At 72.1% G+C, this 14277-nt stretch carries 12 protein-coding genes and 1 pseudogene; 8 read left to right on the top strand and 5 right to left on the bottom strand.

From position 1 onward, the window contains the following. Position 1 precedes the first annotated feature (1 nt). Entirely contained in the window at positions 2-922 is a 921-nt protein-coding gene (locus KCH87_RS12195) for an ATP-binding cassette domain-containing protein (RefSeq protein WP_210586027.1), read from the bottom strand. 108 nt (positions 923-1030) lie between these two features. On the opposite strand from KCH87_RS12195, the gene KCH87_RS12190 reads away from it, so the two are divergent. The 3 genes from KCH87_RS12190 (at position 1031) to KCH87_RS12180 (ending at position 4135) form a co-directional block, all read left to right on the top strand. Next, positions 1031-2200 carry a sensor histidine kinase gene (locus KCH87_RS12190; RefSeq protein ID WP_210586026.1) on the top strand — a complete coding sequence of 390 codons (1170 nt, stop codon included), beginning with the start codon at positions 1031-1033 and terminating at the stop codon, positions 2198-2200. Between the two features lie 14 nt (positions 2201-2214). After that, positions 2215-2877, top strand: coding sequence for a response regulator transcription factor (locus KCH87_RS12185; RefSeq protein ID WP_210586025.1), 663 nt, complete (start codon positions 2215-2217; stop codon positions 2875-2877). A 100-nt stretch (positions 2878-2977) separates the two neighbouring features. Further along, entirely contained in the window at positions 2978-4135 is a 1158-nt protein-coding gene (locus tag KCH87_RS12180) for an ROK family transcriptional regulator (RefSeq protein ID WP_210586024.1), read from the top strand. Positions 4136-4231: 96 nt separating this feature from the next. Here the strand turns inward: KCH87_RS12180 and KCH87_RS12175 are convergent, their stop codons facing one another. Both KCH87_RS12175 and KCH87_RS12170 read right to left on the bottom strand, forming a co-directional pair. Next, entirely contained in the window at positions 4232-4987 is a 756-nt protein-coding gene (locus tag KCH87_RS12175) for a GntR family transcriptional regulator (protein ID WP_210586023.1), read from the bottom strand. A 141-nt stretch (positions 4988-5128) separates the two neighbouring features. Then, a complete protein-coding gene (locus KCH87_RS12170) occupies positions 5129-6010 on the bottom strand; it encodes an RNA polymerase sigma-70 factor (protein WP_210586022.1) in 882 nt (293 codons plus the stop codon). 159 nt (positions 6011-6169) lie between these two features. Here KCH87_RS12170 and KCH87_RS12165 point away from each other — a divergent pair, with 159 nt between their 5' ends. Next, positions 6170-7000: an alpha/beta fold hydrolase gene (locus KCH87_RS12165; protein WP_210586021.1), complete on the top strand. Its 831-nt coding sequence runs from the start codon at positions 6170-6172 to the stop codon at positions 6998-7000. Positions 7001-7087: 87 nt separating this feature from the next. Here KCH87_RS12165 and KCH87_RS12160 read toward each other — a convergent pair. Beyond that, positions 7088-7876: pseudogene (locus KCH87_RS12160) on the bottom strand (EamA family transporter); the annotation flags it as partial. A 47-nt stretch (positions 7877-7923) separates the two neighbouring features. Here KCH87_RS12160 and KCH87_RS12155 point away from each other — a divergent pair. The 3 genes from KCH87_RS12155 (at position 7924) to KCH87_RS12145 (ending at position 12525) form a co-directional block, all read left to right on the top strand. Beyond that, positions 7924-9384, top strand: coding sequence for a PLP-dependent aminotransferase family protein (locus tag KCH87_RS12155; RefSeq protein ID WP_210586020.1), 1461 nt, complete (start codon positions 7924-7926; stop codon positions 9382-9384). A 141-nt stretch (positions 9385-9525) separates the two neighbouring features. Further along, positions 9526-11100, top strand: a complete 1575-nt coding sequence (locus tag KCH87_RS12150) for an alkaline phosphatase (RefSeq protein ID WP_210586019.1) — start codon at positions 9526-9528, stop codon at positions 11098-11100. A 150-nt stretch (positions 11101-11250) separates the two neighbouring features. Then, positions 11251-12525, top strand: a complete 1275-nt coding sequence (locus KCH87_RS12145; protein ID WP_210586018.1) for a GNAT family N-acetyltransferase — start codon at positions 11251-11253, stop codon at positions 12523-12525. Here KCH87_RS12145 and KCH87_RS12140 read toward each other — a convergent pair. Then, positions 12503-13726 (bottom strand): PLP-dependent aspartate aminotransferase family protein, encoded by a 1224-nt coding sequence (locus tag KCH87_RS12140; protein WP_210586017.1) that lies wholly within the window; start codon positions 13724-13726, stop codon positions 12503-12505. The two genes, KCH87_RS12145 and KCH87_RS12140, sit on opposite strands and share 23 nt — an antisense overlap. Positions 13727-13785: 59 nt before the next feature. Between KCH87_RS12140 and KCH87_RS12135 the strand changes: the two genes are divergently transcribed. Next, positions 13786-14277 carry an Lrp/AsnC family transcriptional regulator gene (locus KCH87_RS12135; RefSeq protein ID WP_210586016.1) on the top strand — a complete coding sequence of 164 codons (492 nt, stop codon included), beginning with the start codon at positions 13786-13788 and terminating at the stop codon, positions 14275-14277.

Raw genomic sequence — 14277 nt, 5'->3', positions numbered from 1 at the left:
GTCAGGCCTCCTGCGGCTGGGCGGTGAACTCGGTCTCGGACGCGGTGAGATCGAGATAGGCCTGCTCCAAGGTGCCCTCCTGCGTGCTCAGTTCGAGGATCGGTACGCCCGCGGCCGACGCGAGGCGGCCGATGTCGTCCACGCGTGCGTGGGGCACCGTCCAATGCCCGTCCTCGTGCTCGACGGCGTCGTGGCCGTGCCCGGCGAGGGCGCTCTTGAGCGCGGTGGCGTCGGTCGTACGGATGCGCACGCTGGGCTGCACGCGCGCGTGGATGAACTCCCGCACCGGGGTGTCGGCCAGCAGACGGCCTCGGCCGAGTACCACGAGGTGGTCGGCGAAGGACGCGGTCTCGTTCATCAGATGGCTGGAGACCAGCACCGCGCGCCCCTCCTTGGCGAGCCGGCGCAGCAACTGGCGGATCCAGATGATGCCTTCGGGGTCGAGGCCGTTCGAGGGCTCGTCGAGCATGACGACCTCCGGGTCGCCGAGCAGGGCGGCGGCGATGCCCAGCCGCTGGCGCATGCCCAGTGAGTACGTCCTCACCCTGTGGCGCGCCACCGGGGCGAGCCCGGTCTCCTCCAGCACCTCGTCGACCCGGCCGGGCGGAATGCGGTTGCTCGCCGCCAGGACGCGCAGATGGTCGCGGCCGGTACGGGAGCCGTGCGCGTCCTGCGCGTCGAGCAGGGCGCCCACGTGGCGCAGGGGCTCGCGGAGGGTGGCGTAGGCATGGCCTCCGACCGTGGCCGTCCCGGCGGTCGGCCGGTCGAGGCCGAGCACCAGCCGCATGGTGGTGGACTTTCCGGCGCCGTTGGGGCCGAGGAAGCCGGTGACACGGCCGGGAAGTACGCGGAAGGTGAGGTGGTCCACGGCTCGCCGGGTGCCGAACTCCTTGATGAGGTCCTGGACTTCGATGCTGGTCATGGCAGCAGCCTGGCCGATGGCGCCGATGCGGGGCCTCCCCCGCGCGTGGAGATCGTCTCCCCCGCCCGGGGGAGGCTCGTTGTCAGTGGCGGCTGGCACGATGACGAAATGGTCCGCTTGCTGCGCCCGTTCGGCCGGGTGGTGACGTACACACGATTGCTGCACTTGTTCATCGCCATCGTGTGGCCGTCCCTGTGGCTGTTCATCGAAGAAGCGTGGTGGACCTGGGTGGTGGCGGGCGTGGTGCTCGCCCCCGTCGGCCTGGTGCCCGCGATGCGCACCGTGGAGGGTTTCCAGGCCAGACTGCTGCTGACCGGTCACCGGCACGACAGCGCGAGCACCGACATCGTCGTCACGCCGTCCGCCTCCTGGGGCGACCGCGGGCGGCTCGTCGTGTGGCTGGAGGCGCGGCTACTGCTCGGCTGCGCGACGGCGATGTTCACCGTCCAACTGCTCATGGCCTCGGTGGACTTGGTGTCGGCGGCGCTCGGCGGTGATGTCGAGGAGCGGGTGCTGTCGGTCCTCGACGGCCACCAGTGGTGGCACGTCCTGCTGGTGCCCGTGGCGCTGGCCATGGCGGCGGCCACAGTGGTCGGTTCGGGCCGCCTCATCACCGCGATCGCCCTCCGCCTTCTCGGCCCCTCCCCCGCCGAGCGCCTCGCCGCCATGGAGGAGCGCACGGAACAACTCCTGGAGCGCACCCGGATCGCTCGCGAACTCCACGACTCCATCGGCCACGCCCTCACCGTCGCCGTGGTCCAGGCGGGCGCCGCACGCGCGGCCGGCGACCCCACGTTCACCGACCGGGCCCTCGACGCCATCGAGGAGACCGGCCGCGCCGCCCTGGAGGACCTGGAGCGTGTTCTCGGCATCCTGCGCGAGTCGGAACGGCCGGTGAGCAGCAGGCCGACCCTCATCGACGCCGACCGGCTGCTGGAGTCCGCCCGCGCCTCCGGGGCGAAGGTCGACGCCGAGCTGACCGGCGCTCTGGACACCCTGCCGGGACCGGTCTCCCGTGAGGGCTACCGCATCCTCCAGGAGTCGCTGACCAATGTGCTGCGGCACGCGGGCGCCGTTCCCGTCCGGGTCCGGATCTCCGTCGCGGACGGCACCCTCGGCCTGGAGGTGCGCAACCCGCTCACCGCCGACATACCCGCCCCGGGCCGGGGAAGCGGCCTGCGCGGCATACGCGAGCGGGCGGCGCTGCTCGGCGGGAGTGCACGGACCGGCCCGGACCAAGGTGACTGGCAAGTGCGTGTAGACCTGCCCCTGCGCTGACCTACGCTGGCCGGATGCCGGTCACCGTTCTCCTCGTCGACGACGAACCCCTGGTCCGCGCGGGTCTGCGGGCCGTGCTGGAGGCGCAGCCCGACATCGAGGTGGTCGGCGAGGCGGCCGACGGGGCCGCGGTGATCCCGCTGGTGCGGCAGCTGCGGCCGGACGTGGTCGCCATGGACGTACGGATGCCGCTTCTGGACGGTATCCAGGCCACGCGCGCGGTGCTCCGGTCGGTGGACGAGCCGCCGAAGATCCTCGTGGTGACGACCTTCGAGAACGACGAGTACGTGTACGAGGCGCTGCGTGCCGGTGCCGACGGGTTCCTGCTGAAGCGGGCCCGGCCCGCCGAGATCGTGCACGCGGTGCGGCTGGTCGCCGAGGGCGAGTCGCTGCTGTTCCCGGCCTCGGTGCGGCAGCTCGCCGCCGAGTACGGCGACGACGGCGGGAACCGCGCGGCCCGTGCCGTGATGGAGCGGGCGCAGTTGACCGAGCGCGAGGCCGAGGTGCTGCGCCTGATGGCCCGCGGGCTGTCGAACGCGGAGATCGCCGCTCGGCTGATCGTCGGCACGGAGACGGTCAAGTCGCATGTGAGCGCCGTGCTGGCCAAGCTGGGGGCGCGCGATCGCACCCAGGCGGTGATCGCGGCGTACGAGTCGGGGTTCGTCGCGCCGGGGTGATCCCGCTCCTGCAACAGATCAGTGCGTGCCCGGCACTCGCCGGGGTCCGGTGTGCCGAGTACGATCCGGCCAACACGCGCACGAGCTGGGAGGACGGACGTTGGGGCAGCTGACCGGCGGGGACCCCTCTCTGCTGCGAAGGATCAATTCCGCGGTGGTGCTGCATGCGCTGCGCGCCGCGGACTGCGCGACGCTGACCGAGATCACCCGGGTGACCGGATTGTCCCGGCCGACCGTCGAGGGCGTCGTCGAGGGACTGATCGAGGCCGGACTCGTCGTCGAGAAGGCCGCGGACGAGAGTGTCGCCCGGCGTCAGGGGCGGCCGGCGCGGCGCTTCAGGTTCCGGGCCGAGGCCGGTCATCTGCTGGGTCTGGAGATCGGGCCGCACCGCGTCGCCGCGCAGCTCGCCGACCTCGACGGCCGGGTGCTGGGCGCCATCGCCAAGGACGTGGACGAGACGGCTCCGGCGGACGAGCGCCTGGAGCGGCTGCGCACCTCGGTCGCCGATCTCCTGCGCCGGGCCGGCGTCGCGCGCAGCTCCCTGCGGGCCGTCGGGGTCGCCACGCCCGGAATCGTCGAGGCGGACGGCACCGTACGACTGGGCACCGCACTGCCCGAGTGGACGGGGCTGAACCTGGGCGAGCGGCTGAGCCGTTCCTTCAAGTGCCCGGTCCTGGTCGAGAACGACGCCAACGCCGCCGCGGTCGCCGAGCACTGGAAGGGCGCCGCCATCGAGTCCGACGACGTCGTGTTCGTCCTGGCCGGGCTCAGCCCGGGTGCCGGGTCGCTGATCGGCGGACGGCTGCACCGCGGGTACGGCGGTGCGGCGGGAGAGATCGGCGCCCTGCATCTGCTGGGCCGCGAGGTGACTCCGGAGACACTGCTGTCGACCACCGACGAGCCGTTGCATCCGCTGGACGAGCGAGCGGTGGCGAAGGTGTTCGCGCAGGCACGCGAAGGCGACGAGCGGGCCCGTGCGGCCGTCGACCGCTTCATCCAGCGCCTCGTCCACGACGTGGCCGCGCTCGTCCTGGCCCTCGACCCGGAGCTGGTCGTCATCGGCGGCTGGGCGGCCGGACTGGACGGCGTACTGGAGCCACTGCGCCGCGAGCTGGCGCGCTACTGTCTGCGGCCCCCGAACGTGACGCTGTCCCTCCTCGGCGAGGCGGCCGTGACGACGGGCGCCCTGCGGCTCGCCCTCGACCATGTGGAGGAGCAGCTCTTCGCGGTGGAGGGCACGGTGACGGCCCGCCGCTGACCTGGAGCGTGCCGTGAACGCGTCGCGCCCCGGAGGAGCTCCGGGGCGCGTTCACAGGGTCGCACTGCGATGTCGTACGACCGGGTCATGCGGCTGTCAGGAGGCCCGGCGCTCCGGCCCCTCGTGGATCTCCACCCCGCCGGAGTCCCCGAAGGTCAGCCGGCAGGTGTCCGCGCGGTACGTGGCGACGGAGAGCGCGGCGGTGCGGCCCTCGGCGATGAAGCGGGTGGTGACGACGAGGACCGGTGATCCGGGGAGCCGGTCCAGCTGCTTGGCGTCGTCCGCGCGGGCCGAGCCCAGCTCGACGGCGCTCTCCTGGCCCTCCAACTCCAGGCGCTGGAGCTCGCGCAGCACGGCACGCGCGCGTGCCGGTCCGGAGGGCGCGTCGATGGCGGAGAGGTCGGGCACCGACGACTCCGGGACATAGAGCAGCTCGGCGGCGACCGGCTGGCCGTGCGTCATACGGGTGCGGCGCACGGTGTGCACCGGCTCCTGCGTGCCCGTCTCCAGGGCGACCGCCGCGGGCGGGGCCTCCGTCGTGGAGTCGACGGGCTGCCAGGCATCGCCTGCCGCACCCGGCCAGGCGTGCTGCTCGGTGCCGACGGCGACACCGACGCGCGGCGGGGCGACCGTCGTCCCGACGCCGCGGCGGCGCTGGAGCCTGCCTTCGAGTTCGAGCTGCTCGAGCGCCTGGCGTAGCGTGGCTCGGGCGACGCCGAAGCGGGCTGCGAGGTCACGCTCGTTGGGCAGAATCTCGCCCACGGAGAAGTCGGAGTCCAATGACTCGCTGAGCACGGTCTTGAGGTGCCAGTACTTCGGTTCCGGCACCGATTCCAGCTGCGTGGTCCCCACCCTGATCCTCCGCAATCGCCGTGGTCCGGCGGCGTTTTAGCGCCCTTGTTTATTAAAGGTTGTTGCACTTATCTGCGACCATAGGGCGGCCCTCACCCTTGGTCAAGACCAATCAGAGGGCTCTCGGGCCGCCGCCGGCACCTACCAGGCCAGCGACCTGAGCTTGTCGGGGTTGCGGATGATGTAGACGGACTGGATGCGCCCGTCCAGGACGTCCAGCTGGAGGACGCTGTCCGGCTGGTCTCCGGACAGCACCAGTACCGCGGGACCGCCGTTGAGCTCCAGGAAGCGGAAGGACACCTCCGGGATGCCCTGACCGGCGATGCCGACCATGAAGCGCCCCACGTTGTCGGCCGTCTCCAGGACCCGCAGCGGCGCCTTGGCCTTGCCACCGCTGTCGCCCACGAGGCGCACGTCGGGGGCGAGCAGGGACATCAGCCCTTCGAGGTCGCCCTCCGCCGCGGCGGCGAGGAATCGCTCGGTGAGATCACGGCGTTGGGCCGGGTCGACCTCGTATCGCGGCCGCCGCTCCTCGACGTGCTTGCGGGCCCGCCCGGCGAGTTGCCGTACCGCCGGCTCCCCGCGGTCGAGCATGGCGGCGATGTCGGCGTACGGGTAGCCGAACGCCTCCCTGAGGACGAAGACCGCCCGCTCCAGCGGCGACAGCGACTCCAGTACGACGAGGACGGCGAGGGAGACGGAGTCGGCGAGCACGGCCCGGTCCGCGGTGTCCGGGACGCTGTCGCCGAAGTCGGTGACGTACGGCTCCGGCAGCCACGGGCCGACATACGTCTCGCCCCGCGCCTTGACCTGGCGCAGCCGGTCGATGGCGAGGCGGGTGGTGATGCGCACCAGATAGCCGCGCGGTTCGCGCACCTCGCTCCGGTCGGCGCCGGACCAGCGCAGCCAGGCCTCCTGGACCACGTCCTCCGCGTCGGCCACCCGCCCGAGCATGCGGTAGGCGACTCCCAGGAGGACGGGACGGTGTTCTTCGAAGACGTCGGTCTCGGTGTCGGTGGTCACGGATTCCATCCCAACCGACACATCCGCACCTGTCCAGGCCATATCGGCGGACGGAGGCGCCCCAGGGGCTACCCGTCGGTAGCAACTGCTGACAAGCTGTCTACGAGCAGTCCGTCAGCGATCCCCCAGACTCAGCGAGCCCCAGCCGAGGAGCAGTTCATGTCCGCCACCGTCTCCTTCAAGGTCCCCTACGCCCACGGCCCGCGGACCGTGACCCTCTCCTACGCGCGCGTGGGGACGGGCGAACCGCTGCTCCTGCTGCACGGTATCGGGCATCATCGGCAGGCCTGGGACCCGGTGGTGGACATCCTGGCGACCGAGCGCGATGTGATCGCCGTGGATCTGCCCGGGTTCGGCGCGTCCCCGGCCCTTCCGGAGGGCCTCGCGCACGACCTGCCCACGGTGAACGCCGCGCTCGGCGCACTGTGCGAGGAGCTGGAGGTCGAACGGCCGCATGTGGCGGGCAATTCACTCGGCGGTCTGCTGGCCCTGGAACTCGGCCGCGAGAAGCTCGTACGGTCCGTGACGGCCCTGTCCCCGGCCGGGTTCTGGACGCCGGCCGAACGTCGCTACGCCTTCGGCGTCCTGCTGGCGATGCGCCAGTTCTCCCTGCGGCTGCCGCTCCCAGTGGTCGAGCGGCTGTCCCGTTCGGCGGCCGGTCGCACGGTCCTGACGAGCACCATCTACGCCCGCCCGGCCCGCCGTTCACCCGAGGCCGTGGTCGCCGAGACGCTCGCGCTGGCCAACGCCGCCGGCTTCTCCGAGACGCTCCGGGCGGGCTCCGGCGTCCAGTGGACCGACGACATCCCTGGCATCCCGGTCACCGTGGCCTGGGGCTCCAAGGACCGGCTTCTCGTGCGCCGGCAGGGGGTCCGGGCCAAGCAGATCATTCCCCGGGCGCGCCTGGTGCGGCTGCCGGGCTGCGGTCACGTCCCCATGAACGACGACCCGGCGCTGGTCGCCCGCGTGATCCTCGACGGCAGTCGCTGACCGGCGCCGGGCCAACGCACCCGATCCGAGGGCGACTCCGGCGCCGACGAGGGCACTGCCCGCGGCCTGGGCGGGGCCGTAGGAGCCCGTTCCGACGAGGGGCGCGGTGCAGGCGGCCGCGACCGGGATGAGGCCGGAGAAGAGCGTGGCGCGCTCCGCGCCGATCCGCTGCATGCCCATGTACCAGCAGACGAATCCGATGACGGTGACGACCGCCGCCTGCCACAGCAGCGCGGCGGTCTCGGTGCCGTCGGGTCGCCGCAGCCATGCGCCGCCGTCCAGGAGAAGCCCGGCCGCCAGGGACTCGAGCGCGGCGACACCGCACACCGTGGCGGACAGCAGCCGCGGGCCCAGGGGCCGCAGCAGGGGCACGGCGAGCACCGCGAAACCGACCTCACCGGCGAGCGCACACGCCGAGAACGCGATTCCGGCGCCGTCCGTACGTCCCCACCCCTGGACCGTGCACGCGCCGAAGGCGACGAGCAGGGCGCCGTACAGGACGACGCGCTGCGGTCGACGTCCCTCCAGGAGGGGCACGGCCACCGCCACCACCACGGGTGCGCAGCCGACGAAGACGCCCGGTACGGCCGGTTCGGCGGTGCGCTCCGCCGCGATGACCGCCAGGTTGAAGCCGACCATGCCCACGGCTGCCAGCAGCGCGAGACGGGCCCAGTGGCGGGGCGTGAGCGTCCGCAGCCGGGTCGCCGCGTCCCGGCCGGCCAATGGGAGGAGCAGCAGACAGGCAAGGCCGTAGCGCAGGAACTGGCCGCCGGCGTACGGGTATTCGCCGAGGACGCTGTTGGCGGTGAAGGACCCTCCTACGAGGACGCAGGCGAGCGCGGCGAGCAGGGCTCCGCGTGTGGTGGTGGCGTTCATGGAAAAGACGCTAGGCACCACGGCGGTCCGGTTTAAGGTCCACTTTCATGACGTCATCAGAGACCAATCGGAGTGAGGAGCCGTCGACGACCGAGGGACGTCCGGGGTCCGTCGCCTGGGAGTTGCTCCTGCCGGCCGCCTCGGCGCCGGCACGCGCGCGTGGACGCTCGTTGCAGGCGGCGCTGCGGGAGGCGGTTCGAACCGGCAGGCTCACGCCGGGAACCCGGCTGCCGTCGAGCCGTGATCTCGCCGCCGACCTCGGAGTGTCGCGCGGCCTGATCACGGAGGCGTACGAGCAGTTGACCGCCGAGGGGTACCTGCGCAGCGGACGGGGGGCCGGGACCTGGGTGGGCGGTGCGGTACGGGCGGCGCGGCCACGCGCGCGTGACCTCGCTCCGCGCCCGCCCGGCGCTCGGGCCGACTTCGTGCCCGGGACGCCGGACCTGTCACTGTTCCCGCGAGCCGCGTGGGCGGCGGCCCAGCGCGGTGTGCTGGCCGAGCTGCCGCACCGCGACCTCGGCTATCCGGATCCGCGCGGCCTGCCCCGGCTGCGTACGGCGCTGGCCGAACTGCTCGCCCGCCGCCGCGGCGTGGTCGCGGACCCGGAGCGGGTCGTGGTCGTCTCCGGCGTGGCCCAGGCGACGACCCTGCTCGGATTCGTGCTCCACGCGCGCGGGATGCCCACCGTCGGCGTCGAGGACCCGGGCAGCCCGGGCCATGACGCCCTGTACGCCGCGACCGGCGTCACCACCGTGCCGGTGCCCCTGGACAACGAAGGGCTCGCCGTCGGCCCGCTCAAGGCCTCGGGCGTACGGTCGGTCGTGGTGACCCCGGCCCACCAGTACCCCACCGGGATCGCCTACTCCGCGCGGCGCCGCACGGAACTGCTCGACTGGGCACGGTCCGTGGACGGCTTCGTCCTGGAGGACGACTACGACGGCGACTTCCGCTACGACCGCGCGCCCGTCGGCGCGCTCCAAGGGCTCGATCCGGAACGCGTCGCCTACGCGGGGTCGGTGAGCAAGTCTCTCGCTCCGGGGTTGCGGCTCGGCTGGCTGCTCGTACCGGAGTCGATCGCCGACGAGGTGATCGAACGCAAGCGCACGATCGATCTAGGCCATCCCACGGTCGACCAGGCGCTGTTCGCCCGGTTCCTGGAGCACGGCGACTACGACCGTCAGCTGCGCCGCTGCCAGCGCGCGTACCGCGAGCGGCGCGACACGCTCGTCGCCGCCCTGGACGAGCACTTCCCCGGCTCGGAGGTGTCCGGGATCGCCGCGGGGCTGCACGTCATCGCCACCCTCCCCCGCCGCTTCGGGCCCGAGAAGGACTTCCTCGCGCGCGTGGCCGACGCCGGTGTCAGGGTGCGTCCGCTCAAGGACTGCACGCACGCGCCCGCCGGCGTCGGCGACGGTGAGGACGTACGGCTGGTGCTGGGCTACGCCCACTTGTCACCGGCGCGCATCCGGGCGGGCGTACGGCTGATGGCGGAGGCCGCCGGGGTGTGACGACGGCGATCCCCCGTGGCCGACCGGTCTGTTCCCTTGTTTCCGCGGTCGGTTGTTCACTTGTGGTTTGCGTGTGCGCAGCGGCGCGCGAGTAGTTCTGGCATCGCACACTGACCGGATCCCGTCGCCGGAGGCGCATCCATGTCCCACCGTCCCTTCCCCGGCCGTCGCAGCGTCCTGCGCGGCTCCCTCGCCGCGTCGGCGGCCCTGACCCTGCCCTCCGCGCTCGGCGCGGCACCGGCATTCGCGCTGTCCGGACGTCCCAAGGCGGGCTGGGGCGTTCAGACGGGAGACGTGACCTGCGACTCCGGTCTGGTGTGGGTGCGTTCCGACCGTCCCGCCCGGATGATCGTCGAGACGTCCGCGACCGAGTCGTTCCGCAATCCGCGCAGATGGCACGGTCCACTGCTCGGCGCCGACACCGACTTCACCGGCACGACCCGGCTGCGCGGGCTCCCGTCGGGCGAGCAGATCAACTACCGCGTACTGCTGGCCGATCCGGACGACACGCGCCGCACCGGCGAGCCGGTCACCGGCACCTTCCGTACGGCGTCCGCCAAGCGGCGCGACGGCATCCGGTTCGTCTGGTCCGGCGACCTGGCGGGGCAGGGCTGGGGCATCAACCCGGACTTCGGCGGTTACACCATCTACAACGCGATGGGCGCGCTGGACCCGGACTTCTTCCTGTGCAGCGGCGACAACATCTATGCCGACGGGCCGATCACGGAGTCCGTCACCCTGCCCGACGGCAGCACCTGGCGGAACATCACCACCGACGAGAAGGCCAAAGTGGCCGAGACCCTCGCAGAGTTCCGCGGCAACTTCCGCTACAACCTGCTCGACGAGAACCTCAAGCGGTTCAACGCCCAGGTCCCCTCCATCATCCAGTGGGACGACCACGAGGTCTCCAACAACTGGTTCCCCGGCGAGATCTTCGCCGACACCCGCTACACCGAGAAGAACCTCGACGTCCTGGCCACGCGGGCCCGGCAGGCGTTCTCGGAGTACTTCCCGATCTCGACCCTGCGCCGCCCCGACGGCCGGGTGTACCGCGTGGTCAACCACGGGCCGCTCCTCGACGTGTTCGTGCTGGACATGCGGACCTACCGCAACGCCAACTCGGCGGACGACCAGACCACCGACGCCCAGGGCATCCTCGGCGCCGAGCAGCTGGCCTGGCTCAAGCGCGAACTCGCCCGCTCCCGCGCGGTGTGGAAGGTGATCGCCTCGGACATGCCCCTCGGCCTGGTGGTGCCGGACGCCACGGACGGCCCGGCGAACATCGAGGCCGTCGCGCAGGGCGACCCGGGCGCCCCGCTCGGCCGTGAACTTCAGATCGCCGAGCTGCTGCGCTTCATCAAGCACCGTCGGATCACCGGCACCGTGTGGCTGACGGCCGACGTGCACCACACCTCGGCGCAGCACTACCAGCCCTCGCGGGCCGCGTTCACCGACTTCGAGCCGTTCTGGGAGTTCGTCTCCGGCCCGCTCAACGCGGGCGCCTTCCCGGCCAACGCCCTCGACGGCACCTTCGGCCCGGATCGGGTGTTCGTAAAGGCTCCGACCGCGGCTAACGTCTCCCCCGCCGGCGGCTACCAGTTCTTCGGCGAGGTCGACATCGACGGCCACAGCGGGGAACTGACGGTGCGTCTGCGTGAGCAGGACGGCACGGTGCTGTTCACCCAGGTGCTGAAGCCGGGACGCGTCGGCCAGTAGGTCCCGTACCCTCGTGTCAGTGCCGCGCACCGGCGTCATCCCCTGGTGCGCGGCAGTGGCGTTTCAGCCATAAAAGGGACAGAACCCTGCTTTACCCGTAGGTCACAGTGCGTTCGTGATCACGCAACACCCTTCCTTCACAGTGGGTGCATGAGTCGAGACATATCTGATGTGACGCGTGCGAAGCACGGACGTACGGTGCGCCAATGGCGGCGGGACATCGCGGCGGCGTTCCACACATGGTGGACACGACGCCACGGTCATGCCCCACCGACGGGTGATACCGGCACCCGGCCCCTCCCCACGGAGCAGGCCGGGACCGGGGTGACTGCGCTGTGGCGGATGCGGACGACGGTGAAGGACGAACCGGGGTCGCTGGCCGCGCTGTGCACCGCCCTCGCCGGGCGGCGGGTCGACATCCTCAGCCTCCAGACGCACCCGTTGGCCGAAGGCACGGTGGACGAGTTCCTGCTGCGGGTTCCCGGTGAGCTCGCGCCGCCCGAGATGACCCGGGCGATCGCGCAGGCCGGCGGCACCGGCACCTGGATCGAGCGGGCCGACGCCCATGACCTGGTCGACGCGCCGACCAGGGTGCTCGGCCTCGCCACGCGCACCGCCCTGGACGCGGCGGAACTCCCGCTCGCGCTACGCCAGTTGCTGGGCCGCTGCACGATCCGCTCGCTCCCCGCGGTCCCGCCCGGCGGCGGCCGGGCGCCCGACGTCGTGCCGGTTGAGGGGGCGTTGGAGGACACCGTGATGCGGCTGCGGGCACCGGAAGGCGGAGTGATCACCGTGGAGCGGCCCTATCTGCCGTTCACCCCGACCGAGTTCGCCCGCGCACGGGCGCTGGTGGAGCTGGACGCCCGGCTCGGCCCGCGCGTTCCGCGCAGCCAGGACGTGCTCACGCTCCCCGAGGGCAACGCGATCACCGTCCGCCGGGCCGACCCGAGGGATCTGGAAGCCGCGACGGCGATGCACAAGCGGTGCTCGGCGCGGACGCTCGGCAGGCGCTACCACGGGCCGGTCGGTGACGCCGACCGCTACCTCCACCACCTGCTCAGCCCCCGCTTCGGGCGGACGCTCGCCGTGCAGACCGCCTCGGGGCGCATCGTCGGGCTCGGCCATCTGCTGTGGGACGGGGACGAGACGGAGGTCGCGCTGCTCGTCGAGGACGAGTGGCAGCGGCGCGGTATCGGCGGGGAGCTGCTCCGCAGGCTGGTTTCCATGGCGGTCGAGGCCGGCTGCGAGAGCGTCTACGCGGTGACGCAGTCCGCCAACACCGGGATGGTCGCCGCGATGCGGGGGCTGGAGCTTCCGCTCGACTATCAGATCGAGGAGGGGACTCTGGTCATCACGGCTCGTCTGGATGCTCCACTGGGAGCGGCAGAGGGCACCGTGGGGGTTATGAGGGCCGAAGCGCCGTAGGAGCTACGGGGGCGCTGGCGGCTGCGGGTTCGCTGTGGCTGGTCGCGCAGTTCCCCGCGCCCCTGAAGGGGCGCTCCAGTGCGCCGGCGAGATCGGTCCATAGGTCCTCTACGTCCTCCAAGCCCACCGACAAGCGCAGCAGTCTGTCGTTCACACCCGCACCCCGTCGGTCCGCCGCGTCCACGACGCGGTGGCTGATGGACGCCGGGTGCTGGATGAGGGTGTCGACGCTGCCGAGGCTCACGGCGGGGGTGATCAGGCGGACGCCGCTGATGACCTGGTGGGGGTCGCCGTGGACCTCGAAGGCGATCATCGCGCCACCGATGCGCGGGTAGTGGACGCGGGCGACGCGCGGGTCGGCGGCGAGGCGGCGGGCGAGTTCGGCGGCGTTCGCGGACGCGGCCCGTACCCGAACGGGCAGCGTCGCGAGGCCGCGCAGCAGCAGATAGCCGGCCAGCGGATGCAGGACACCGCCCGTGGCGAACCGGACCTGCCGTAGCCGCCCGGCGAACTCCTCGTCGCAGGCGACCACACCGGCCATCACGTCACCGTGCCCGCCGAGGTACTTGGTGGCGCTGTGCAGCACGAGCCGCGCGCCCTGCTCGGCGGGGCGCTGGAGCACCGGCGTGGCGAAGGTGTTGTCGGCGAGCAGTGGCACGGAGCCACAGGCGTGGGCGACGGCCCGCAGGTCGAGTTCGGCCAGCGTCGGGTTCGCCGGGGACTCGACCATGACCAGGCCGGTGTCCGGCCGCAGCGCCTCCGCGATCCCGGCCGGGTCGGTCCAGGTCACCTCCGAGCCCAGCAGCCCGGCGGTGAGGAGATGGTCGCTACAGCCGTACAGGGGCCGTACGGCCACCACATGGCGCAGGCCGAGCGAGCCCCGTACCAGAAGCACGGCGGTCAGTGCCGCCATCCCGCTGGCGAAGGCGACGGCCGACTCGGTGCCCTCGAGACGGGCGAGGGCGGTTTCGAAGCGGGCGACGGTCGGGTTGCCCAGCCGCCCGTAGACCGGAGGGCCGTCAGGTATCGCGCCGGTGTCGGCGAAGGCGTCGATGCGGGCGGCTTCGCCTCGGCTGTCGTACGACGGATAGGTGGTGGACAGGTCGATCGGCGGGGCGTGCAGGCCCTGGCGGGCGAGGTCGTCCCGGCCGGCGTGCACGGCCTCGGTGGCGAGTGCTCTCGATGCGATGGGCGTGTCCATGAGGGAAGAGTGAACGTCGACCGGGTCGACGCCAGTGGATCCCGTGCTACGTTCGGCCGATGGCCGAATCTGTCGTACTGGATCCGGTGGATCTCGAACTGCTGCGGCTGCTGCAGAACGACGCCCGGACGACCTACCGCGACCTCGCCGCGCAGATCGGCGTGGCAGCGTCGACCTGTCTGGACCGGGTGACCAGGCTGCGACGCGCGGGCGTGATCCTCGGGCATCGATTGCGGCTGGATCCGGCCAAGCTGGGGCGGGGTCTGGAGGCGTTGCTGTCGGTCCAGGTCAGGCCGCATCGGCGGGAGTTGGTGGGACCCTTCGTGGAGCGGATCCGGGCGCTGCCCGAGTCGCTGACCGTCTTCCATCTCACCGGCCCGGACGACTATCTCGTGCACGTCGCGGTCGCGGACATGGCGGATCTACAGCGACTGGTCCTCGACGAGTTCACCTCCCGCCGGGAAGTGGCCCGTGTGGAGACGCGGTTGATCTTCCAGAAGTGGGACTGCGGACCGCTGCTGCCGCCCTCGCCGTCGGCTCAATCCGGGTGA

The organism is Streptomyces sp. GESEQ-35 (assembly GCF_017948485.1).
Lineage (GTDB): Bacteria > Actinomycetota > Actinomycetes > Streptomycetales > Streptomycetaceae > Streptomyces.
Note: the sequence above shows the minus strand (reverse complement) of the source record. Positions and strands in the feature narration are given on the sequence as shown.